This is a genomic window from Limnohabitans radicicola (assembly GCF_014837235.1).
In the GTDB taxonomy this organism is placed as follows: Bacteria; Pseudomonadota; Gammaproteobacteria; order Burkholderiales; family Burkholderiaceae_C; genus Limnohabitans_A; species Limnohabitans_A radicicola.
Genome location: NZ_JACYFT010000001.1, coordinates 1333739 through 1355344 on the forward strand (window position 1 = coordinate 1333739; position 21606 = coordinate 1355344).

Below are 21606 nucleotides of genomic sequence, written 5' to 3' on the forward strand. Positions count from 1 at the left end.
GCACAGGCCGCTTCAGGCCTTGGGCATGCAGTCGATGAAACTCTGGCGCTGGCTCAGCTTGTCGTAGAGCTTGTGCAGGTTAGGGTGCGCTGCGCGCCAGTCGATCTGGCTGTAGCGGAGGTCCAGATAGCCCAGGGCACAGCCCACGGCGATGTCCGACAGGCTCATGTGCACGCCCGAGCAAAAAGGCTTGTCGCCCAGGCCAGCGCTCATGGCGCGCAGGCTGGTGTCGATTTTGCCCATCTGGCGGTCGATCCAGGCCTGGCTGCGCTGGCTGTCAGCGCGGCCGGGCCAGATGCTTTCCATGCGCGCCAGGATGGCCGCGTCCATCACGCCATCGGCCAGAGCTTCCCAGGTCTTGACGGCAGCGCGTTCGCGCCCGCCTGACGGAATCAGCTTGCCCACGGGTGAGAGGGTGTCCAGGTACTCCACGATCACGCGCGAGTCAAACACGGCCTCGTGGCCTTCCATGATCAGGCAAGGCACCTTGCCCAAGGGGTTGGACTCGGAAATTCGGGTGTCGGCCGACCAGACGTCTTCGGTGACGAAGGTGTAATCCAGCTTTTTCTCGGCAAGGACGATGCGAACCTTGCAGACGTAAGGACTGGTGAGTGAGCCGATGAGTTTCATGCAGTGACTTTAGGGGAAAACCGGTTGGGATTCTAGGGTAAGCAGCGATCGGCTGCCTCGCAGGCCGTGTCACGGCCCTGAAAGGCCCGCAACTTACAATCGGGGCATGAATTTCTCCCCCATTTCCGCCCTGTCGCCGCTGGATGGCCGTTACGCCAGCAAACTCAACGCCTTGCGCCCTCTGGTGAGCGAGCTGGGCTACATGCACCGCCGTGTTCAGGTGGAGGTGGCGTGGTTCATCGCCCTGTCGGACGCGGGTTTTGACGAGTTCAAGCCCCTTTCGCCCGGCGCACGCAGCTACCTCACGGGGCTGGTCAAGAACTTCTCGGAGGCCGATGGCGTGGCCATCAAGGAATTCGAGAAGACCACCAACCACGACGTCAAAGCCGTCGAGTACTGGATCAAGTCCAAGTTCAAGGACCGACCGGAGCTGGAAAAGAACGCTGAATTTGTGCACTTCGCCTGCACCAGCGAAGACATCAACAACACCAGCCACGCCCTGCAGATCAAGCACGCCCGTGCCGAAGTCATGTTGCCGGGCCTGGACGGCATCATTGCCAAACTGCGCGAGATGGCGCACGCCTTTGCCGAGGTGCCCATGCTCAGCCGCACCCACGGCCAGACCGCCAGTCCCACCACCGTGGGCAAGGAAATGGCCAACGTGGTGATGCGCCTGAACGCCTGCCGCGAGAAGATCGCCGCCGTCAAGCTCATGGGCAAGATGAACGGCGCCGTGGGCAACTACAACGCGCACCTGTCGGCCTGGCCCGACTTTGACTGGGAAGCTTTTGCCAAGAAAGTCGTGGAGACGCCTGAACTGGGCGAGACGCAAGACGCCAACTGGGGCCTGGGCCTCACTTTCCAGCCCTACAGCATCCAGATCGAGCCGCACGACTACATGGCCGAGCTGTTCGATGCCACGGCCCGCGCCAACACCATCCTGATCGACCTGGCACGCGACATCTGGGGCTATGTGAGCCTGGGCTACTTCAAGCAGCGCCTCAAGGCGGGTGAGATTGGTTCGTCCACCATGCCGCACAAGGTCAACCCGATCGACTTCGAGAACGCCGAAGGCAACCTGGGCCTGGCCAACGCCGTGCTCAAGCACCTGAGCGAGAAGCTGCCGATCAGCCGCTGGCAGCGTGACTTGACCGACTCGACCGTGCTGCGCAACATGGGCGTGGGCTTGGGTTACACCACGCTGGCCTATGCCTCGCTCATGACCGGCTTGAACAAACTCGAACTGAACGAAGAAGCGCTGGCCGCCGACCTGGATGCCGCCTGGGAAGTGCTGGCCGAGCCGATCCAGACCGTGATGCGTCGCTACGGTGTGCAGGGCGCCTACGAAAAGCTCAAGGAAGTCACGCGCGGCAAGACCGTGACCGCGGCCGATCTCCACAAGCTCATTGAAAGCCTGGAGATCCCGCAGGCCGACAAGGACCGTCTGCTGGCCATGACGCCCGGCAGCTATGTCGGCAAGGCCGCCGAGTTGGCCCGCAGGGTTTGATGGGGTCACATGGCCCTCAAATCCACCATCTACAAAGCCAACCTGTCGATCGCTGACATCGATCACAGCTATTACGAAGACCACGCGCTGACGCTGGCCCGCCACCCGAGCGAGACCGATGAGCGCATGATGATGCGCCTGCTGGCGCTGGCCATCAACGCCTACAAGCTGCAGGCCGTGTGCAACGGCGACGGCAAGCTGGCCTTTGGCGCGGGCCTGTCTGACCCTGACGATCCGGATGTGAGCCTGCGCGACTTCACTGGGCAGACCCGCATGTGGATCGAAGTCGGTCAGCCTGAAGACAAGCCGATCATGAAAGCCTGCCAGAAGGCCGATGAGGTGCTGCTGTACTGCTTCAACCACGCGGCCGAAGTCTGGTGGAAGGGCATCGAGACCAAACTCACCCGCCTGGACAAGCTGCAGGTCTGGCGCGTGCCGACCGAAGGCTCTCAGGAGCTGGCCAAACTGGCCGAGCGCAGCATGCAACTGCAAGCCACGGTGCAGGAGGGGTCAGTCACCTTCAGCAGCGACCAAGGCAGCGTGCACATTGAGCTGACACGCTGGAAGTGATCAAGCTGCAGGCTTGAGGTCCAGCGTTACCTGGGCCTCTGCGGCGGCCTTGGCCCAGTGGCGGTCTTCGGCGGCGCGTTCAGCGTATTTGTTGAAGCGCCAGGATGTACCTTCCACCGTGATGCGGTGCCAGACGGCGCGTTTTTCACCGGGTGTCATCTCGGTCCACAGCTGCACTTCTTCAAAACTGCGACCGCAGCCTTTGCAGTTAGCGTCCCCTTGGCTGGTCGAGCAAATCGCGATGCAGGGGGTGTCGGGCGTGGTGGCGTACCAGTCTTGCCAAGCCTCGGCTGCGGCCAGCGGCAACGTGAACTCGTCGGCCAAGTCATGTTTGTAGTAGACCATCAGCGCGTACACCTCGGCCAGCGCGCGCAGCTCGCGCGGCAGCGTGACCCCGTCAGGTGAGGGGTTCTTGGCGCGCCAGTGGTTGATGGCGGCTTCGATGTCGGTGATGTGGATTCCGGCCATGGTCTTGGGGTGTGGGAGGGGGATCATAGCGGGTTCAGGGCGCATTCAGGCGCAGCGCGCGTCGGACAATATCCCCAACTTTTGCATGGGCAATGCCGAATCGGTTCCAATACGGGTTCTGAAGGGGAGTAGCTCCCGCCTGCAGCCGCCTCGGCTGCGATCACGACAGTCCGTCAATACGTGGCCTTGCAGGCCTCCGGTCTGTCGGGTACAAAGTCTTTTTGTACTGAGCAAGACCTTCGACATGAGCCTGTGCAAGGCGGTCGAAGGCGAACATCCAGTTTGGCCCCAAGCGTTTGCGCAGGTGTTGATTTCAACAACTCGGAGTGTTTGCATGGAACTTTTTTCTGCCCCCTGGTGGTCCGCTTTGCTGGCCATCATCCTGATTGACCTCGTGCTGGCGGGTGACAACGCCATCGTGATCGCGCTGGCCGCACGCAGCTTGCCGCCTGAACTGCAAAAGAAAGCCATTGTCTGGGGCACCGTGGGTGCCATCGCCGTGCGCAGCGTCATGACATTGGGCGTGGTCTGGCTGCTGCAAATCCCCGGCCTGATGCTGGTGGGTGGCCTGGGCCTGCTGTGGATCGCCTACAAGCTGCTGGCCGACACGGGCCAGGGCGATGACCATGGGCCTGCGGCATCGACCTTTTGGGGCGCCATGAAAACCATCATCGTGGCCGACGCCCTGATGGGTGTGGACAACGTGCTGGGTGTGGCTGGCGCTGCACACGGCTCGTGGGACCTGGTGATCATTGGCCTCCTGGTCAGCGTGCCGATTGTGGTGTTTGGCAGTTCGGTGGTGCTCAAACTGGTCGAGCGCTTCCCGGTCATCATCCAGCTGGGTGCTGCCGTGCTGGCTTTCACCGCTGCCAAGATGGTGATTGGCGAGCCCTTGCTCGATGCTGTGTTCGATGCCCCTGGCAACGCCTGGTTGCAGTGGTCTGTGTATGGTCTGGCTGTGGCGGGTGTGCTCGGTCTGGGCAGCTGGGCAGCCAAGCGCTCGAACAGCGCCACCTTGTCCCATTGAAGTCGGCAGGCGCGGGGCTTTTTTACAAAGCGCCGCGCCGCTGCTGTTCCAGCTGCATCTCGCGCAGCTGCGTCTGGAACTGCCGCAAACGGGCGTCCACGATGGACGCCTCGATGTGGTCCACCGCCTGACGGCGGTCATTGCGCATCAGGTCCTGGGCGGCCCGCAAACGGTCGATCGCGCCTGTCACGTCCATTTTGACCCACTGCGATTCGCCTTCGGCTCGCAGCGCCGCCACGGTTTGACCTTGCGAGCGCAGCAAGCCCGCCAGCACCTGCCAAGCCTGGGCGTCGGCGGGTGATGTCACGATCAGCTCGCGCAGATGCCGGATCACCTCGGCGTGCCCGGTGTGTGCAGGCAACTGTGTGAGGGCTTGCGCCAAGGCGATCAATTCAGGCCGCGCCAGTGGACCTGAAGGCGGCGGCACCGTCAGCAGCTGCACCACTTGCGGAAAATCGTTTTGCATGGCGGCGGCTTCGGCCTTGAGCAGGCGCACCAGCCGCACAGCATCCGGGCGCAGCTGCACCGCTTGCTCCAGCGCTTGCATGGATGGGTTTGCACCCGCCCAGTCGCGCAGTTGCATGTGCGCCAGCGTCGCGGCGTACAGCCGACCAGCACGCTCGCGTGGTGGCAGCTTGTCGCTCAGGTTTTGCGCACCTGTGATCCAGGCACGCAAGGCATCCACACCGTTTTGCGAGAGCACCCTTGCACGGGCGGCCAGCAAGGCCTGCACAAATTCATGGGTCGAAGCGCCGCGCACAGGCAGGTTCAGTTGCAGTCGCCCCTGCATGTCGGCAATGCGCTCGGTGGTCAGCGGGTGGCTGCGCAGGTAAGGAAAAGCGCCGTTGTCGTTCACCCCAGCGGCCTGCTGCAGCTTGCCGAACATGCCGACAAAGCCACGCGGGTCGTAACCTGCTTCGCTCATCACGCCAAAACCCACACGGTCGGCTTCGCGCTCCATGTCGCGCGTGTAACTCAGCTGCGACTGTATGGCCGCCGCCTGCCCGCCCACGATCAGCGCCTGTGCGCCCTGCGGGCTCTTGCTGGCGGCCAGCGCGCCCAGAATCAGGCTGCCCAGCATCCAGGGCGTCATCTTGGCCTGACTTTCCATCGAGCGGGCAATGTGGCGTTGCGTGACGTGGCTGAGCTCGTGCGCCAGCACCGAGGCCAGCTCGTCGTCAGAGGTCACCACCGCGATCAGGCCCAGATGCACCCCCAGATAACCCCCGGGCAGCGCAAAGGCGTTGACCGAGCGGTCGCGTCCCAGCAGCAAACGCCAGGCAAAGCGCTCGCGCAGCTCGGGCGACAGCTCACCCCGTGCGGCGGCAGACTGCACCAGCGGCGCCCACAGCCGCTGGATGTACTCGTCGAGCACGGGGTCTTCGAGGTAATCGGGGTCGCGGTACAGCTCGCGGGCAATCCGGTCGCCCAACTGTCGCTCGGCGCTGAGTGAAATGCCCTCGCCCTCGCCCAAAGACGGCAAGGCATTGCGTTGCCCCCAGGCCGGGGGCATGCACAGCGCGCAGGCCAGCAGTGCTGCGCACAAGCGCTTTAAAGGGGGCAAAGAACGGTGGGACAAAGGGCGGTTCAAGCGGGCAAATCCTCAGGCGTGCGGGGCATCGTTGGCCGTATCATGCGCCATTCTTGACAAGTTTTTGTAAACCTCTATTTCTACAGGTAAAGCATGAGTTCTTCCCCCTTGACCCATTTCGATGCCCAGGGCCAGGCCCACATGGTGGACGTGGGGGCCAAAACCAGCACCCACCGGGTGGCCGTCGCCACAGGCCGCATCGGCATGGCACCCGCCACACTGGCGCTGATCCAGTCGGGCACCGCCAAAAAGGGCGACGTGCTGGGCATTGCCCGCATCGCCGGCATCATGGGCGCCAAGAAAACCAGCGAGTTGATCCCCCTGTGCCACCCCATCGCCTTGACCCGCGTAGCGGTCGAGTTTGAAGTGTTGGCCGACAGCAGCGAAGTCGTCTGCACCGCCACCGCCGAAACCGTGGGCCAGACCGGCGTGGAAATGGAAGCCCTCACCGCCGTGCAGTTGGCCCTGCTGACCATTTACGACATGTGCAAAGCAGCGGACCGCGGCATGACCATGACCGGCATCACGCTGCTGGAAAAGCATGGGGGGAAGTCGGGGTCGTGGGTTGTTGGCAAGTAAAGGCGGATTAACGTCTTCTTGCTGAGAACTCATTTTGTGTTCTGATCTTGGCGTGATGGCTTGCACACAGTGATCAGGCTTTCAATGTCTTGAAATCCGAGGTTGCGGTACACGCGCAGTGCATGGTACGTTGAATCCGCGACCATGATCAAGTCTTGTACTCCGTTACAAAACGCATCTTGCGATACCTTATGAACAAGTGCTGCGCAAATGCCGCGATTTCGCCATCGTGAATCAGTGAGTACTTCCTGAAAACGACCAATTGGTCCTTCGAAAAACAAACCTAAGGCAGCGACAATTCGGCCATTGATAACTGCCACGTGCCAATTTCCCATTCCCGTTTTGATCAGCTCGATGAATTCATGAATGCGGGCGCTTAGAAACCGATGTTCTGCAGGCGGTAATTTACCGTTTGATTGTTCACGCGTAAATCGTGCATAAAGTTGCCACAGACTGGCAATATCGAATTGCGAAGCATTTCGGATGACCAGATCTGGCACAGTTTTGTTTGGTGAGAGAAGCTGCTTTGGCCTACAAGTCAAGACAAGCGATTGCTCAACACGAAAACCATTTTGTGCAAATACTTCAAGAGTTTTTTCGTCAGCATGCTGACAACTCCATGCAAAACTTTCATGTTCAATGCCTGGATGGCAGCCAATCAGTTCGGTAAAGCGTTTACGCACATCGGGAATTGTCTCGATCGTTGGATGTGTGAAAGGGGCAAAAAAATTGCCGAAATAGAAGTCAGGGTTGCCTGGCGAAATGACGCATACACCATCAGGGTGTTCTGTAACGAGACCGCTTTTCTTCAGAAGCATCAGGTCAGAGCGAATTCCCAATCCGAGACAGGCTGAAAGTGTCGTCATCAATGATCGTTTTCATGACAAGGTAATGCTACGGTAGCGATCCGTACATCGGTTGGCCGGGTTTTACCCCTCGTTCAAATCCAGCCTGTACTGCGAATCTGCAATAAGCATTATCGAGCCATGACCATGACCGGCATCACGCTGCTGGAAAAGCACGGGGGCAAGAGCGGGCGTTTGTGGCGCGTTGGTCACTGCCCCGCCACAGGACACTTGAAATCCTCATCCCAAGGAATCGGTGGCGGTGCTTCTGACTGGCAGGCCGTGTCGCCGGCCCGGCAGTCTTGGCGCAGTTCCTTGAACTCCAGGCGCAGTTCCACGCGGCGGCTTTTTTCGGGTTGGTCGAGGATGGCGGCGTTGAAGGACGAGCCGCCGACCAGGAAGAGTTGGCGGATCAGTCGGCGGTCTTCTTGGCTCGGGGCATCGGGGGCGCTGGCGTCGAGCAGCACGCACAGCACACGTTGCGAGCGCGCCAGGCTCAGGTTCAGGTTGTAGAGGTAGGAGCCTTCCTGGCTGGCAAAGCCTTCGACCACAAAGCGCTTGAGCCATTTTTGGCAGTTCGGGTGGCGGGCCACCTCCAGCACCTGGGGCACAAAGTTGCGCAAAAAGGCCATGCGCTCGGGGCTCAGTTCGTTGCCATTCTTGCGGAACTCGGCCAATGGGCCAAAGTCGATGGTCTGGCCGCGCACTTTGACGCCTTTGAACTCGGGTTTTTGCGCGATCTGGTCGATGTCGGCAATGCAGGACTGGATGGTTTCCTCGCGGTCCTTGCGCGTTTCTTCGATCTTGCGCAGGCCCTGGGTGACGCCCATCAGTGCCACCGCCATGGCGACCAGGAAGAGCACCATGAGTGCGGTCATCAGGTCCGAAAACGAGATCCAAAACGGTTTTTCGGCCTCGTCTTTGGCGCGGCGGTGTCGGGGGGTCTTCAGGCGGAGCATGGTCGGGCGCTCAATGGACCGCGCTCATTTACCGCTCAACTCGCTGAGCGTGCGGCGCATTTCGCGCAGCATCTCATGTGAGGCGGCGGCCTGCGCTTCGGCGGCGGCGACCAGGCGCTCCAGGTAGCTTTCGCCCGAGCTGCCTTCAAACAGGCTGTCGATCAGGTGCTGCAGCGCTTCGACCTGCGCGTAGCGGGCGGTCAGCAGCGACTTTTCTATCCAGGTGAACAGCATGGCCAGGGTGATGGCTGCGGCCGACACCCAAAACGCCTGCCCCACGGTTTGCACCAGCAGGCTCAGCTGGGTTTGCGTGGTTTCAGGGTTGGACACGTCAAAGTGGACCAGGCCCATGATGAGGCCTGAGAACGTGCCAATGATGCCCAGACCTGTAAGGATGCCGGGCACGTGTTTGTAGAAGTCGGTTTGCAGCGGCGAGTCCACCAGCGCGTGTTCCGAGAAATAGGTCTCAGCCAGCGCCGCAGAGCGCCACTGTTTGACGCGTGCAGGCTCGGCGGGGGTAACGGCAGGCATGCCTTGCAGCGCTTCGGAGTACTCGGCCCAGAGGCTCGCCAGGCGCGGATCGCCCAGCACTTGCTGTTCGATGTTTGTCAGGTTGACCACGGCGGTGCCGGTCTTGGCTTTCATGGCCGCAAAAAAGGTTTCGGACAAAGCCTGTACGCGGCTTTGTTGCACAGATGCAGGCGCTGCTGTCTGGCCCTGCCCCCAGTGCGGGTGCAGGCCGTTGGCGTACTGGCTCCAAAGGTGTGCCAGGCGCGGCTCGGTCATCACGTCTTGATCGATCTGTGCCAAGTCCACACCCTGACTGGCCGCGCTGGCCTTGATGGTGCCGAGCCGCTCAATGGCTTGGGCCAGTGTGCGCTTCAACCGCATGGCCGGGGCCACAAATTGGGTCAGGTAATGGATGACGACCAGAGCGATCAGAAGGGCCACGGCGCAGAGGTGCCCGTTTTGTCCGAGCCAGGTGGTGAGTGCGTTCATGGTGTCTTGGCGTGTGTGTGCAAGTGGTCAGTCGGTTCAAGGTTAACCCAATTCAATGGGGTGAACTGGCGGTGCTAGGGAAGGCTTGTTGCAGACGTTGCCGGTGCAGCGCCACCAAGTCATCGCGCCCCAACAGGCGAGCGCTGTCGATGACGGCCTGAACGATGCGCGGCTCGGGCGAGTAGTGCAGCATCTCCAGGCTGGTATCGAGCACCCAGACGGCGTTGCCTGCACTCACTTGCGTGGTTGTGAGCTGCGCAAAGCGGTAAGCGGGCTCGAAGAACACGGTGTGACGCGACGCGTCCCAAGGGTCCACGCGCCAGAGTGGGAAGCGTTCGGCTGCCGGCAGGTAGATCTGCCGCATGCGCCAGTAGTCGGCAGCGACCAGCAGCCCCAGCACCAGAGCGCCCAGACCGATCCACTGCACCCCTTGCGACCAGCGCCGTGACACGCTGGGCCAGGCAGGCCACAGCAGCAAGGCGCACAGCAAGGTGGCGACCTGAAACGGGCCGTACCAGAGCGGGTATTCGAGCAGGCTGTGCAGACCGATGACGGCCAGCACGCCCCAAGCCAGCGTGTGTTCAGAGCGCTCGATGCGCCAGGGCTTGAGCCGCCAGACCAGGGCCAGCATGGCGCCGACGATGCCCACTGCCGCAGGCACGCCCAACTCCACGGCCAGGTGCAGCGGCAGGTTGTGCGCGTTGCCCAGGATGTCGCAGAAACGCTCACCGGGGTAAGGCGTGATGTAGTGCGCGTATTTGAGTTCACCCCAGCCCCAGCCCGTCCAGGGTTGGAGCCCAATCAGGTGCAGCACATTGCCCCAGAGCACCCGGCGGCTGCCGCAACCTTCGTCGTGGCCCAGCCGGCTGACGGCGCCTGCCACGTCTTGCGCGGTGATGGCCGACAGGGCCTTGGGCAGCAACGCACTGGCCAGCAGGCACACAGCAAGTGTGGCCAGGCTCCAGCGCCAGGAGAGCTTGACTGGGGTTGGACCTCGGCTCAGTGACCAGGCCACGCACAGCAGCGTGACCAGCACCAGCTCCAGCAGGCCTGTGCGCGAGCCCGTGGCGGCATTGCCCACGGCCAGCAGCGCGAGCATCCAGCAGGCGTGGCTCTGGCGCAGGCCTTGGGTTTGCCACCACAGCACCGCCACCACGCCCATGCTGGTGAGCGTGGCCAGCTGGTTGCGCTGGCGCAGATTGCCCACCGCGTCGCCCAGGTAGGCGGGCACGTGGACCACGCCACCCAACAGGTGGGCCTGGCCGAAATACTGGGTCAGACCCATGGCGCTGCTGATGAGTGCTGCCCAGGCCCAGGCGCGCGCCACGGCCGAGGGGCTGGGCATCTGCTCGCTCAGGGCCAGCAGGCACAGACAGGCCCAGCTGATGAGCACGGGCACAGTGTTCGATTGGGGCGATGGTGCCCAGGGGTGTACCCACGGCAAGACCAGCAACACACTGACCCAGATGTGCGACCAGACCTTGGGCCTGTCTGTGAGCGTGCGGTGGTCTGGGCTCAGCACCATGCCACGCCGAACAGAAAAAACGCCCTGGGGCAAGCAGGGCGTGGGTGTGAGGGCTGGGTGTTCAGGATGCCTTGCATGAGGCAGGCAGGTACTTCACGGGCAGCCCATTGCTGCTGGCCGGGCCACAGCGCCAGCCTGAAATCGGCTTGCCACCGTCGGTGCTGCCATTGATGGCGGTGTCACCGGTTTGCAGGGGTGTGAGCGCGATGGCATTGGCCGATGCGCTGGTGCTGCCGCGCAGAGCTTCGTGGTTGCCCGTCACGGTGATCACACCATTGCCGTCGACGGTAATGCCACTGACGTATTTGCTGCTCTGGCTTTCGCAGGCCTTGGGCAGTTGGGCCGACACATTGCTGTCAGACGATGAGCTGATGGCTTCGGTCACAGCGGTCTTGCAACCATTGGCCGCCAGCAGCATTTCGGATGCCTTGGCGCGGATGGTGTAGTCCTGGTAGGCGGGCAGCGCCAGCGCCCCCAGGATGCCGATGACCGCAATCACGATCATCAGCTCGATCAATGTCAAACCTTGTTGCCTTTTTTGCATGGCATTGCCTCCCTGGTGAATGGAGCTCGATGGTAAATCAAACCACCTGTTTGCTCCACTCCCGGGGCAGGCCGTCAGGCTTGGGCCACTTCTTCCTTTTTGGCGCCCGACATCTTGCCAATGGCCAGAACCAGTGCGGCGCCCAGAGCGGGGCCAGCGTAGTGCAGCCAGGTGTTGGCTTCGACGATGGACTTCAGAGCGACGTCGCTAACGATGGTTTCGCCACCGACCCAGCCGATGAGGGCAGCGCCAAAAATGATGATGATCGGGAAACGGTCCATGAGCTTGATCATGAGTTTGCTGCCAAAAATCACCAGCGGGATGCTGATGGCCAGACCCAACACCAGCAGCGTCATGCTGCCTTTGGCGGCGGCGGCCACGGCAATCACGTTGTCCAGACTCATCACCAGATCCGCGATCAAGATGGTGCGGATGGCGACCCACAGACCGGCTTTTTCACCATCGCCGTCTTCGCCTTCATCTTCTTCGTGCAGCAATTGCGTACCGATCCACAGCAGCAAGATGCCGCCAATGATTTGCAGGTAAGACAGTTCCAGCAATTTGGCAGCGACCACCGTGAGGCCAATGCGCAGGACCACAGCAGCACCCGAGCCAAACATGATGGCTTTCTTTTGCTGTTCGACAGGCAGTGAACGGGCAGCCAGGGCGATGACCACGGCGTTGTCGCCTGACAAGATGATGTTGATCCAGATGATCTTGATCAGACCGATCCAGAATTCGGTGCTTTGCAGCAGTTCCATGTTGTTCTCCGTAGGTATAAAAACCAAAGCGCTGACAACCTGCGTTGACAGCGCTTTGATGTGCAGGAGGCCCGAGTTTACCGGGCCAGGCCTGCCAGGGGGTGCGTAATAGCCCTTATGGCCGAGCCTTCGGTGACACGACCAGGTTGCTGCAGATGCATTGGGGACAGATTTGAAGAGCTGTCCCCAATGACTTTACTTCAGCTGGGCCTTGAGCAGCTTGCCCAGTTCGGAGGGGTTGCGTGTCACCACGAAACCGCACTCTTCCATGATGGCCAGCTTGGCATCGGCCGTGTCGGCACCGCCAGAGATCAGGGCACCTGCGTGGCCCATGCGCTTGCCGGGAGGGGCAGTCACACCGGCGATGAAGCCGACCACGGGCTTCTTCATGTTGGCCTTGCACCATTGAGCAGCTTCGGCTTCGTCCGGACCGCCGATTTCACCGATCATGATGACGGCGTCGGTGTCGGGATCGTCGTTGAACGCCTTCATCACGTCGATGTGCTTGAGGCCGTTGATCGGGTCGCCACCGATACCCACAGCGCTGGACTGGCCCAGACCGACTTCGGTCAGCATCGCCACGGCTTCATAGGTCAGAGTGCCCGAACGGGACACCACGCCGATGCGGCCTTTGCGGTGGATGTGACCGGGCATGATGCCGATCTTGATCTCGTCGGGCGTGATCAGGCCGGGGCAGTTGGGGCCCAGCAGCAGGGTGCGCTTGCCGCCAGCGGCTTCCTTGGCCTTCATCTTGTTGCGCACTTCGAGCATGTCACGCACTGGAATGCCTTCGGTGATACAGATGGCCATGTCCAGGTCGGCTTCGACGGCTTCCCAGATCGCAGCAGCAGCGCCTGCTGGGGGCACGTAGATCACGGACACGGTCGCGCCAGTTTGCGTGGCGGCTTCTTTGACCGATGCGTAAATTGGGATATTGAAGATGGACTCGCCAGCCTTCTTGGGGTTCACACCCGCGACGAAGCAGTTCTTGCCGTTCGCGTATTCCTGGCACTTCTCAGTGTGGAATTGACCGGTCTTGCCGGTGATGCCTTGGGTGATGACTTTGGTGTCTTTGTTGATGTAGATCGACATGTGGTTCTCCTGGCTTACTTAACAGCAGCAACAATCTTGGTGGCTGCTTCAGCCATGGTGTCTGCAGCAATGATGGGCAGACCGGATTCGGCCAGCAACTTCTTGCCCAGCTCTTCGTTGGTGCCCTTCATGCGCACGACCAGTGGCACGGACAGGTTCACGGCCTTGCAGGCCGTGATCACGCCGGTGGCGATGGTGTCGCACTTCATGATGCCGCCGAAGATGTTGACCAGAATGCCTTTGACATTCTTGTTGCCCAACATGATCTTGAAGGCTTCAGTGACCTTCTCGGCGGTCGCGCCGCCGCCCACGTCCAAGAAGTTCGCTGGCTCGCCGCCGAACAGCTTGATGGTGTCCATGGTGGCCATGGCCAGGCCTGCGCCGTTGACCAGGCAACCGATGTTGCCGTCCAGGCTGATGTAGGCCAAGTCGAACTTGGAAGCTTCCACCTCGGCAGGATCTTCCTCGTCCAGATCGCGGTAAGCCACGATTTCAGGGTGACGGAACAGGGCGTTGGAGTCGAAGTTGAACTTCGCGTCCAGGGCCATGATGTTGCCCTTGCTGTCGCAGTTCAGGGGGTTGATTTCCACCAGCGAAGCGTCGGTGTCCATGTAGCACTTGTAGAGCTTTTGGAACACGTCAGCGGCTTGGTCGGCGGAGCCGCCAGTTAGACCCACCGCGTTGGCGATCTTCAGGGCTTGTGCCTGGCCCAGGCCGGTCAAGGGGTCGACCAGCTCGGTGATGATTTTTTCAGGGGTGGAGTGGGCCACTTCCTCGATGTCCATGCCGCCTTCGCTCGAAGCGATCACAGCCACTTTCTGGCTGGCACGGTCGGTCACGATGGACACGTAGTACTCTTTGTTGATGTCGGCACCGTCTTCGATGTAGAGGCGACGGACTTTCTGGCCTTCAGGACCGGTCTGGTGCGTCTTGAGCTGCATGCCCAGGATCTCGCCAGCAATGCGCTTGACGTCGTCAATGGTTTTGGCCACCTTGACGCCGCCACCTTTGCCACGGCCACCGGCGTGGATCTGGGCTTTCACCACCCACACTGGTCCGCCCAGTTTTTGGGCGGCTTCGACAGCTTCTTGAACGGTGAACGCTGGAATGCCGCGGGGAACTGGCACACCGAATTGACGCAAGATTTCCTTGCCTTGGTACTCGTGAATCTTCATGAGGTCTTCTCTCAGAGGGGTGGAAATTCGACCGGTCCGCCGGGGCCCCTGTATCAAAGGGTGTACGCCAGCAGGCTCTGGACACTGCAGCCTTGGACTGTATCATGCTGCAATGCATCAATCCTGAGCCTTGCGTCTTACATTGACATGACGCAAAGAGCCAGAACGGAACAGGAAATCCTTGAAATGGCCAAAATTTTCATCGACGGCGAAGCGGGCACCACGGGTTTGCAGATCCGTGAACGTCTGGCGCTCATGCCCCAGGTCCAGGTGCTGAGCATCGACCCGGCCCGGCGCAAAGACCCCGAAGCCAAGCGTGAACTCATGGCCGCCGCCGACCTGGTGGTGCTGTGCCTGCACGACGATGCTGCCATCGAATCCGTGGCCATGATCGACACCTTGACGGGCCCAAAGCCCCGCATCGTGGACGCGTCCACCGCCCACCGCTGCCACCCCGAGTGGGTGTACGGTTTCCCCGAGCTGGCGGCCGATCAGCGCGCGGCCGTGCAGGCTGCCGAGCGCGTGGCCAACCCGGGCTGCTACGCCACCGGGGCCATCGCCTTGCTGCGGCCTTTGGTCGACGCCGGGCTGCTGCCGCCTGATTTCCCGGTGTGTCTGCCTTCAGTGAGTGGTTACTCCGGTGGTGGTCGCGCCATGATCGAAGACTACGAAGCGGGCAAGGCGCCGCTGTTTGAAGCCTATGCCCTCGGCCTCAAACACAAGCACATTCCGGAAATCATGAAGTTCACCGGGCTGAGCCGTCGCCCTCTGTTTGTGCCTGCCGTGGGCAACTTCCGCCAGGGCATGCTGGTGCAATTGCCCTTGCACCTGGACGAACTGCCGGGCCGTCCCAAAGCGGCCGACCTGCACGAAGCCCTGCGTGCCCACTATGCTGCCAGCCACGTGGCGGGCGGCTGGGTCAGTGTGGAGCCGGCCACCGACAACGGCAAGCTCGATGCCCTGGCGCTCAACGACACCAACAAGCTGGAAATTCGCGTGTTCGCCAACGAGGAGGCCCGCCAGGCCGTGCTGATCGCCCGCCTGGACAACTTGGGCAAGGGTGCCAGTGGCGCAGCGGTGCAGAACATCCAGTTGATGCTGGGTTTGTGACCCGCGCAACGGGCTGCCCGGTTGGCTGACCGGGTTTGGCCCGGTGCATTCACGCGTCGTCTGCGCCTTGCACGACGCGCCGCACGACTTCGGCGGTAAAGCCCCGGGTGATCAGAAAACGGATTTGCTTGCTGCGCTCCTGTGCGTCTTGCGCTGGCGCGCCAAACTTTTTGCGCCACACCTCGCGCGCCCTTTCCAGCTCGCTGTCTTTGAGTTGGGCCAAAGCGTTGGCCACTGCTTCACCCGACAGGCCTTTGGCGGCCAGTTCCTGTTTGATGCGCGCAGCGCCCAGCTTGCCCGAGCGGCGGTGAATCACCGATTCGATGGCGCGGCCATCGTTGATGAAGTCGCGGGCCTGCAGCTCGTCCAGCGCTTTGGCCAGTTCGCCCGGTTCCTGTTCATGTGCGGCGAGCTTGCGTTCCAGCTCGGCGCGGGAGTGCTCGCGTTGGCTCAAAAGCCGCAGGGCGCGGCCTTTGAGCGAGGGCTGGAAGCCGGGCCGGTTCATCAGTTCTCGGCGGTTTCGGTGGTGGCGGCCAGCAGCGGGATGCCCAGTGAGTCACGCACTTTATTCTCGATTTCGAAGGCCAGGTCGGGGTTTTCGCGCAGGAATTCGCGGGCGTTGTCGCGGCCCTGGCCAATTTTTTCGCCGTTGTAGGCGTACCAGGCTCCGGATTTTTCGATGACTTTGGCGTTCACGCCCATGTCGATGATTTCACCATGGCGGCTGATGCCTTCACCGAACAGGATGTCGAACTCGGCCGTTTTGAACGGGGGCGCGACTTTGTTTTTGACCACTTTGACCTTGGTTTCGTTGCCAATCGCGTCGTCGCCCTTCTTGATGGTGCCGGTGCGGCGGATGTCCAGGCGGACCGAGGCGTAGAACTTGAGCGCATTGCCGCCCGTGGTGGTTTCGGGGCTGCCGAACATGACGCCGATCTTCATGCGGATCTGGTTGATGAAAATGACCGTGCAGTTGGTTTTTTTGATGGTGGCGGTCAGCTTGCGCAGGGCCTGGCTCATCAGACGCGCTTGCAGGCCGGGCAGGCTGTCGCCCATGTCGCCTTCGATTTCGGCCTTGGGGGTCAGGGCCGCCACCGAGTCGATGACAACCAGGTCCACCGCGCCGGAGCGCACCAGGCTGTCGACGATCTCCAGGGCCTGCTCGCCGGTGTCGGGCTGGCTGATCAGCAGGTCTTGCAGGTTCACACCCAGGTTCTGGGCGTACTGCACGTCCAGCGCGTGTTCGGCGTCCACAAAGGCGCAGGTGCCGCCCAGGCGCTGCATTTCAGAAATCACTTGCAGGGTCAGCGTGGTTTTGCCTGACGACTCAGGACCGTAGATCTCGATCACGCGGCCGCGGGGCAGGCCGCCGACGCCCAAGGCGATGTCCAGGCCCAGCGAGCCGGTGGAGACGACCTGGATGTCTTCGATCACCTCGCCTTCGCCCAGGCGCATGATGGTGCCCTTGCCGAACTGTTTCTCGATCTGGGCCAGGGCGGCTTGCAGGGCTTTGGACTTTTCGCTGTTGACGTCGCTCATGGGAATCTCCTTGAATATCAATGGGTTGGCGCATCTGCAAGCTGGCCATTGCTGCGTTTGCTGGATGCTTGAACAGTACTGTACACGTACAGTAAGTTGTTGAAAACAGTTTTTTTGGTCAGTTTGATTTACCATTTGGGCATGACCCTACCCGACGATGAACGCTGGCGCCAGACCCACCTGGGCAGGCTGCTTGGCCATGCCATGCGCCGCTTCGATGAGCGTGTGTTGACCTTGATGGCCAGCAACGAGGGCGTGCCGCTGGCCTTAGCCAACCTGGCAGCGCGTGACCAGATCACTGCCGCCCATGTGCACATCACGCGCCATCTGGGGCTGGAGGGCGCGCGCCTGACCGAGCTGGCACAGGCCGCAGGTATGACCAAGCAGGCCATGGGCAATCTGGTGAACCAGTGCGAGGCCTGGGGGCTGGTGGTCAAAGAGGACGATCCGCTGGATGCCCGTGCCAGACAGGTGCGCTTCACCCCTGACGGTCTGGCCTGGCTGCAGGCGTTCAAGGACGCGGTGGCCCAGGCCGAGCAGGAGTTTCGTGAAGCGGTGGGCGCTGAGGTGGCCACTGTGGTGGCGCTGGGATTGGAGGCTTATGCCAGTTGAGTGCGCCGTTGCGGGTAAGGCCCGATCGTGGCCGTGCCCTGCCTGAAGCACACTAGAATCAAAACCTGACAAAACAGGGTGAAATGGGCAGTACCTCCAACGGACCGCCCGAGTGCAGGAGACAGCGATGCGAATTCTGATTGCCGAAGATGACCAGGTGTTGGCGGACGGATTGCTGCGCACCTTGCGCAGCGCAGGTGCCGCAGTGGACCACGTGGCCAGCGGCTCTGAGGCCGATGCGGCCCTGATGACCAACAACGAGTTCGACTTGCTGATCCTGGACCTGGGCCTGCCCAAACTGCATGGTCTGGAAGTGCTCAAACGCCTGCGTGCACGGGGCTCCACCTTGCCGGTACTGATCTTGACGGCCGCCGACAGTGTCGAAGAGCGTGTCAAAGGCCTGGACTATGGTGCTGATGACTACATGGCCAAACCCTTTAGCCTGCAGGAACTCGAAGCCCGCGTCCGCGCCCTCACCCGCCGTGGCATGGGCGGCGCGACCTCGCAGATCAAGCACGGCCCGTTGATCTATGACCAGTCGGGTCGCGTGGCCACCATCGACGGCAAGATGGTTGAATTGTCGGCGCGTGAACTCGGCTTGCTTGAAGTGCTGCTGCAGCGTGCAGGCCGCCTGGTCAGCAAGGACCAGCTGGTCGAGCGCCTGTGCGAGTGGGGCGAAGAGGTCAGCAACAACGCCATTGAGGTCTACATCCACCGCCTGCGCAAAAAGATCGAAAAAGGCCCTATCCGCATCGCCACCGTGCGCGGTCTGGGCTACTGCCTCGAAAAAATTCCGGGCTGACGTCCTGCCTGCCCCGCGCTGCTGAGCCATGAAGTCCCGGGGCTGGAACGTACAAATTTTCAAACGCGAGCAGCGCTCGCTGTTCGGCGAGATCCTGGACTGGATGCTCACGCCGCTCCTGCTGCTGTGGCCCATCAGCCTGGCGCTGACCTGGCTGGTGGCGCAGGGCCTGGCCAACAAGCCCTTCGACCGGGCCATGGTCTACAACGTGCAGGCTCTGGCCCAGCAGGTGCGGGTCGGACCTGACCACAAAGTCCAGTTCAACCTGCCCCAGCCCGCCAGCGAGCTGCTGCGGGCCGATGAAACCGACCTCGTGTACTACCAGGTGCGCGGCACGCGGGGCGAGTTCCTCAGCGGTGAACGCGATTTGCCCGAACCCCCGCGTGAAGAAGACAAAGGCAACAGCTACGAGGTGCGCATCCGCGATGACGAGATGCGCGGGCTGGAAGTGCGCGTGGCCTACACCTGGATCCGACTGGACACCGACGGCAACCGCCCGGCGTTGGTGCAGGTGGCCGAAACGCGCGAAAAACGCTCTGTGCTGGCTGCCGAGATCATCAAGGGGGTGATGCTGCCCCAGTTCGCGATCCTGCCCCTGGCGGTGCTTCTGGTGTGGCTGGCGCTGGTGCGCGGCATCAAGCCGCTGTCCCAACTTGAAGAGCGCATCCGCGCCCGCAAGCCCGACGACCTGAGCCCCCTTGACGACAAGGCCGTGCCCATGGAAGTGGCGCCGCTGGTGGTGTCGGTCAACGACCTGCTGACCCGGTTGAAAGACTCGATCGCCACGCAAAAGCGCTTTCTGGCCGATGCGGCGCACCAGCTCAAGACGCCGCTGGCAGGCCTGCGCATGCAGGCCGACCTGGCGCAGCGCCACGGCGAGAGCGAGGAAGACCTCAAACGCTCGCTGCAGCACATTGGCCGCGCCAGCGTGCAGGCCACCCACACCGTCAACCAGTTGCTGGCGCTGGCCCGCGCCGAAGGCGGTGGCAGCAACGTGCCCGCGCAGCCGTGCAACATGGTGGAGCTGGCCAGCGAGGTGCTGCAGGACTGTTTCCCTCGTGCGGCAGACAAGGGCATCGATCTGGGCTATGACGGCGCGTCCAGCGACACCCCGGGTGCGCAGCTCACGGGCAACCCCACGCTGCTCAAGGAAATGGTGCGCAACCTGGTCGAGAATGCGATCCACTACACGCCCTCAACGGCCGAGCGTCCGGGTGTGGTGACGGTGCGGATTCTGGTGGACCCCTACAGCCAGGCGCTGGTCATGCAGGTCGAGGACAACGGCCCGGGCATTCCGGCTTCCGAGCGCGAGCTGGTCTTTCAGCCGTTCTACCGCGCCTTGGGCACCAATGTGGACGGCTCGGGTCTGGGCCTGCCCATCGTGCGCGAGATCGCGCAGCGCCACGGTGCCAGCATCACGGTGGATGCCGCGCATCCCGGGCACACGCCGCCCGGGGCCTGCTTCACGCTGCGCTTTGCGGTACCGCTTTGAGAGCCTTGTGTGCTGATCAGGCCGCAGGGCGGCCCATGTCCAGCTGCAGCCGCTCGCGTTCGATCACGCGGGCCACAGCAGGTACGGCCGCTACTTTTTGGACAAAGGCCCACAGATCGGGGTGCGCTTCGGGCGCGATGCCCGCAATGGTGCCCCAGCGGGTCAGCGTCAGGCTGTAGGCGTCGAGCGGGCTGAAGTGCTCGCCGGTCAGCCAGGTCTGGCCTTTGGCTGCAGCCGCCAGGACCAGCGTTTGCAATTCGCCCAACATGCCGCGAAACAGCTGGGTGTTGTAGGTCTTCATCGCCGCCTGGGCCTCGGGCTGGTCCGAGAATTTCTGCGGCATGAAGATGTGGGTGAACGTGGGGTGTACCGTGTTGTTCATCCAGGCCAGCGTCGACAGGGCTTGCGCACGGGCCATCGGTTCGGTGGGCAGGAAATGCGCTTGCGGAAACACCTGGTCCAGGTGCAGCACGATGGCCAGAATTTGCGTGATCGGTTGACCGTTGTTGACCAGCACGGGCACTTGGCCGCGCGGATTGATGGCTTTGTACTCGTCGCTGTTTTGCTCACCCTTGTGCAGCTTGACCATGCTGGGCTCAAAGGCGGCGCCGCTCATCTCCAGCAGCACATGGGGCACGAACGAGCAGGCGCCAGGGGAAAAATACAGTTTCAGGCTCACGGGAAGGTCTCCGGAAAGGATCAATTGGAATCGGGGGCAGACGCTGCAGGGGCAGCAGGCTTGGGACGCGGTGCGCTGGCGGCAGGCTTGGCGGGTGATGCCAAGGCAGCCGATGCGCCAGCCGCTGGAGAAGCCGATGCCGACGATAAAGGCGCGGAAGCCGGTTCTGCTGCAGGGGGCTGGATCGGCAGCGTCACCACCGGGCCGCTGGGCGTCTGCTCAGTGCCCCAGCCCCAAGGCTGCAGGGCGCCCATGTTCCAGGCCAGCAAGGCCGCGTTGAGCAGCAGCAACAATCCGATCCACCAGCGGGCCATCAGCATCCGTCCTTGTCTTGTTTCAGGGGGCGCACACTGACTTCCGAGCTGTGGATGTCGTGTGTGCCTTGTTCATCGGCCAATCGTAGCGCACCCGCTGCACTCACCCCCAGGCACAGGCCCTGCAGCCCGTCGCTGGTGGTGACCTGTCGGCCCCGCAGCACATCGCGCGCCTCAAAGCGTTGCTGCAGCGGGGCAAAGCCCTGGCGCTCAAAGTCCTGCAGCATCTGCACCAGTGGCAGCACCACACGGGCCAGTGCGGCGGGGGCGGTGGCTTCGGACCAGGCTTCGGTCAGCGCGGCGGGCGGGGTGTTCAGGCCGTCGGCCGGACGGGGGCGGATGTTGATGCCCATGCCGATCACCACCTGGCTGCGCCCGCCCATGCTGGCCGCCTCGATCAGGATGCCGCCGAGCTTGCGCTCTTGCCACCACAGGTCGTTGGGCCACTTCAGTCGGACGCCCGGGTGCAGGCTCTCGGCCAGCGACAGCCCCACGGCCAGCGACAAGCCTGACCAATCTTGGGGGGCGAACGGCAGGCTGAGCGAAAAAGTGAGCGAGTCGCCCGGCTGGCCTTGCCAGACCCGGCCCATGCGCCCACGCCCTGCGGTTTGCGATTCGGCCACCAGCAAGGTGGCCTCGGTTTGCCCTTGGCGGGCACGGCGCATCAGCTCGGTGTTGCTCGAATCGATTTCGGGCAGCACCTCCACCGTGAAGCCTGGCAACAAGGGCCAGACCTGCTCCCAAATGGCTTCAGCGTGCCAGCGGGTGGGCGGTGTCATCGGCGGC

Annotated in this window: 24 protein-coding genes; 8 read left to right on the forward strand and 16 right to left on the reverse strand. The window is 62.3% G+C overall.

The features are described from left to right. Window positions 1–12: 12 nt before the first annotated feature. Entirely contained in the window at window positions 13–630 is a 618-nt protein-coding gene (locus IC609_RS06585; RefSeq protein ID WP_191818616.1) for a glutathione S-transferase N-terminal domain-containing protein, read from the reverse strand. A gap of 106 nt (window positions 631–736) precedes the next feature. On the opposite strand from IC609_RS06585, the gene purB reads away from it, so the two are divergent. Together purB and IC609_RS06595 are read left to right on the forward strand one after the other, a co-directional pair. Continuing rightward, complete coding sequence (gene purB / locus IC609_RS06590; RefSeq protein ID WP_191818617.1) at window positions 737–2137, forward strand: adenylosuccinate lyase; 1401 nt, start codon at window positions 737–739, stop codon at window positions 2135–2137. A 9-nt stretch (window positions 2138–2146) separates the two neighbouring features. Continuing rightward, window positions 2147–2707 carry a YaeQ family protein gene (locus IC609_RS06595; protein WP_191818618.1) on the forward strand — a complete coding sequence of 187 codons (561 nt, stop codon included), beginning with the start codon at window positions 2147–2149 and terminating at the stop codon, window positions 2705–2707. On the opposite strand, the gene IC609_RS06600 is transcribed toward IC609_RS06595, so the two are convergent. After that, complete coding sequence (locus tag IC609_RS06600; protein WP_191818933.1) at window positions 2708–3175, reverse strand: DUF3717 domain-containing protein; 468 nt, start codon at window positions 3173–3175, stop codon at window positions 2708–2710. A gap of 334 nt (window positions 3176–3509) precedes the next feature. On the opposite strand from IC609_RS06600, the gene IC609_RS06605 reads away from it, so the two are divergent. Continuing rightward, on the forward strand, window positions 3510–4202 hold the full coding sequence (locus IC609_RS06605; RefSeq protein WP_191818619.1) for a TerC family protein: 693 nt from the start codon (window positions 3510–3512) through the stop codon (window positions 4200–4202). Between the two features lie 22 nt (window positions 4203–4224). Here the strand turns inward: IC609_RS06605 and IC609_RS06610 are convergent, their stop codons facing one another. Further along, window positions 4225–5715, reverse strand: a complete 1491-nt coding sequence (locus IC609_RS06610) for a M48 family metalloprotease (RefSeq protein ID WP_191818934.1) — start codon at window positions 5713–5715, stop codon at window positions 4225–4227. A gap of 171 nt (window positions 5716–5886) precedes the next feature. On the opposite strand from IC609_RS06610, the gene moaC reads away from it, so the two are divergent. Beyond that, window positions 5887–6372 (forward strand): cyclic pyranopterin monophosphate synthase MoaC, encoded by a 486-nt coding sequence (moaC, locus tag IC609_RS06615; RefSeq protein ID WP_191818620.1) that lies wholly within the window; start codon window positions 5887–5889, stop codon window positions 6370–6372. 29 nt (window positions 6373–6401) lie between these two features. Here the strand turns inward: moaC and IC609_RS06620 are convergent, their stop codons facing one another. The 8 genes from IC609_RS06620 to sucC form a co-directional block, all read right to left on the reverse strand. Beyond that, the gene (locus tag IC609_RS06620; protein ID WP_191818621.1) at window positions 6402–7238 is read right to left on the reverse strand and encodes a GNAT family N-acetyltransferase; all 837 of its coding nucleotides are present in this window, start codon (window positions 7236–7238) and stop codon (window positions 6402–6404) included. Window positions 7239–7426: 188 nt separating this feature from the next. Then, window positions 7427–8176, reverse strand: a complete 750-nt coding sequence (locus tag IC609_RS06625) for a flagellar motor protein MotB (RefSeq protein ID WP_191818622.1) — start codon at window positions 8174–8176, stop codon at window positions 7427–7429. A gap of 24 nt (window positions 8177–8200) precedes the next feature. After that, a complete protein-coding gene (locus tag IC609_RS06630) occupies window positions 8201–9175 on the reverse strand; it encodes a hypothetical protein (protein WP_191818623.1) in 975 nt (324 codons plus the stop codon). A 52-nt stretch (window positions 9176–9227) separates the two neighbouring features. Further along, window positions 9228–10700 carry a PglL family O-oligosaccharyltransferase gene (locus tag IC609_RS06635; protein WP_191818624.1) on the reverse strand — a complete coding sequence of 491 codons (1473 nt, stop codon included), beginning with the start codon at window positions 10698–10700 and terminating at the stop codon, window positions 9228–9230. 61 nt (window positions 10701–10761) lie between these two features. Beyond that, window positions 10762–11244, reverse strand: a complete 483-nt coding sequence (locus IC609_RS06640) for a pilin (protein ID WP_191818625.1) — start codon at window positions 11242–11244, stop codon at window positions 10762–10764. A 74-nt stretch (window positions 11245–11318) separates the two neighbouring features. Then, window positions 11319–12005: a TerC family protein gene (locus IC609_RS06645; protein ID WP_191818626.1), complete on the reverse strand. Its 687-nt coding sequence runs from the start codon at window positions 12003–12005 to the stop codon at window positions 11319–11321. Window positions 12006–12200: 195 nt separating this feature from the next. Then, a complete protein-coding gene (sucD, locus tag IC609_RS06650; RefSeq protein ID WP_191818627.1) occupies window positions 12201–13097 on the reverse strand; it encodes a succinate--CoA ligase subunit alpha in 897 nt (298 codons plus the stop codon). A gap of 14 nt (window positions 13098–13111) precedes the next feature. Next, complete coding sequence (sucC, locus tag IC609_RS06655; protein WP_191818628.1) at window positions 13112–14272, reverse strand: ADP-forming succinate--CoA ligase subunit beta; 1161 nt, start codon at window positions 14270–14272, stop codon at window positions 13112–13114. A 186-nt stretch (window positions 14273–14458) separates the two neighbouring features. Between sucC and argC the strand changes: the two genes are divergently transcribed. Then, the gene (gene argC, locus IC609_RS06660; protein ID WP_191818629.1) at window positions 14459–15382 is read left to right on the forward strand and encodes an N-acetyl-gamma-glutamyl-phosphate reductase; all 924 of its coding nucleotides are present in this window, start codon (window positions 14459–14461) and stop codon (window positions 15380–15382) included. A gap of 49 nt (window positions 15383–15431) precedes the next feature. Here the strand turns inward: argC and recX are convergent, their stop codons facing one another. Together recX and recA are read right to left on the reverse strand one after the other, a co-directional pair. Next, window positions 15432–15887, reverse strand: coding sequence for a recombination regulator RecX (gene recX / locus IC609_RS06665; protein ID WP_191818630.1), 456 nt, complete (start codon window positions 15885–15887; stop codon window positions 15432–15434). After that, the gene (recA, locus tag IC609_RS06670; RefSeq protein ID WP_191818631.1) at window positions 15887–16921 is read right to left on the reverse strand and encodes a recombinase RecA; all 1035 of its coding nucleotides are present in this window, start codon (window positions 16919–16921) and stop codon (window positions 15887–15889) included. The genes recX and recA overlap by 1 nt, the downstream gene beginning before the upstream one ends. Window positions 16922–17062: 141 nt before the next feature. Between recA and IC609_RS06675 the strand changes: the two genes are divergently transcribed. From IC609_RS06675 to IC609_RS06685, 3 genes are all read left to right on the forward strand, one after another. Beyond that, window positions 17063–17533, forward strand: a complete 471-nt coding sequence (locus IC609_RS06675) for a MarR family winged helix-turn-helix transcriptional regulator (RefSeq protein WP_191818632.1) — start codon at window positions 17063–17065, stop codon at window positions 17531–17533. Between the two features lie 127 nt (window positions 17534–17660). Continuing rightward, window positions 17661–18335 carry a response regulator gene (locus IC609_RS06680; protein WP_191818633.1) on the forward strand — a complete coding sequence of 225 codons (675 nt, stop codon included), beginning with the start codon at window positions 17661–17663 and terminating at the stop codon, window positions 18333–18335. A gap of 28 nt (window positions 18336–18363) precedes the next feature. Next, on the forward strand, window positions 18364–19827 hold the full coding sequence (locus IC609_RS06685) for a sensor histidine kinase (protein ID WP_191818634.1): 1464 nt from the start codon (window positions 18364–18366) through the stop codon (window positions 19825–19827). Between the two features lie 16 nt (window positions 19828–19843). Here the strand turns inward: IC609_RS06685 and IC609_RS06690 are convergent, their stop codons facing one another. The 3 genes from IC609_RS06690 to IC609_RS06700 are packed head-to-tail and all read right to left on the reverse strand — an operon-like array spanning window position 19844 to window position 21599. Beyond that, entirely contained in the window at window positions 19844–20506 is a 663-nt protein-coding gene (locus tag IC609_RS06690; protein WP_191818635.1) for a glutathione S-transferase family protein, read from the reverse strand. Between the two features lie 20 nt (window positions 20507–20526). Continuing rightward, window positions 20527–20820 (reverse strand): hypothetical protein, encoded by a 294-nt coding sequence (locus IC609_RS06695; protein ID WP_191818636.1) that lies wholly within the window; start codon window positions 20818–20820, stop codon window positions 20527–20529. Continuing rightward, window positions 20820–21599: a biotin--[acetyl-CoA-carboxylase] ligase gene (locus IC609_RS06700; RefSeq protein ID WP_191818637.1), complete on the reverse strand. Its 780-nt coding sequence runs from the start codon at window positions 21597–21599 to the stop codon at window positions 20820–20822. The genes IC609_RS06695 and IC609_RS06700 overlap by 1 nt, the downstream gene beginning before the upstream one ends. Window positions 21600–21606: the final 7 nt, after the last annotated feature.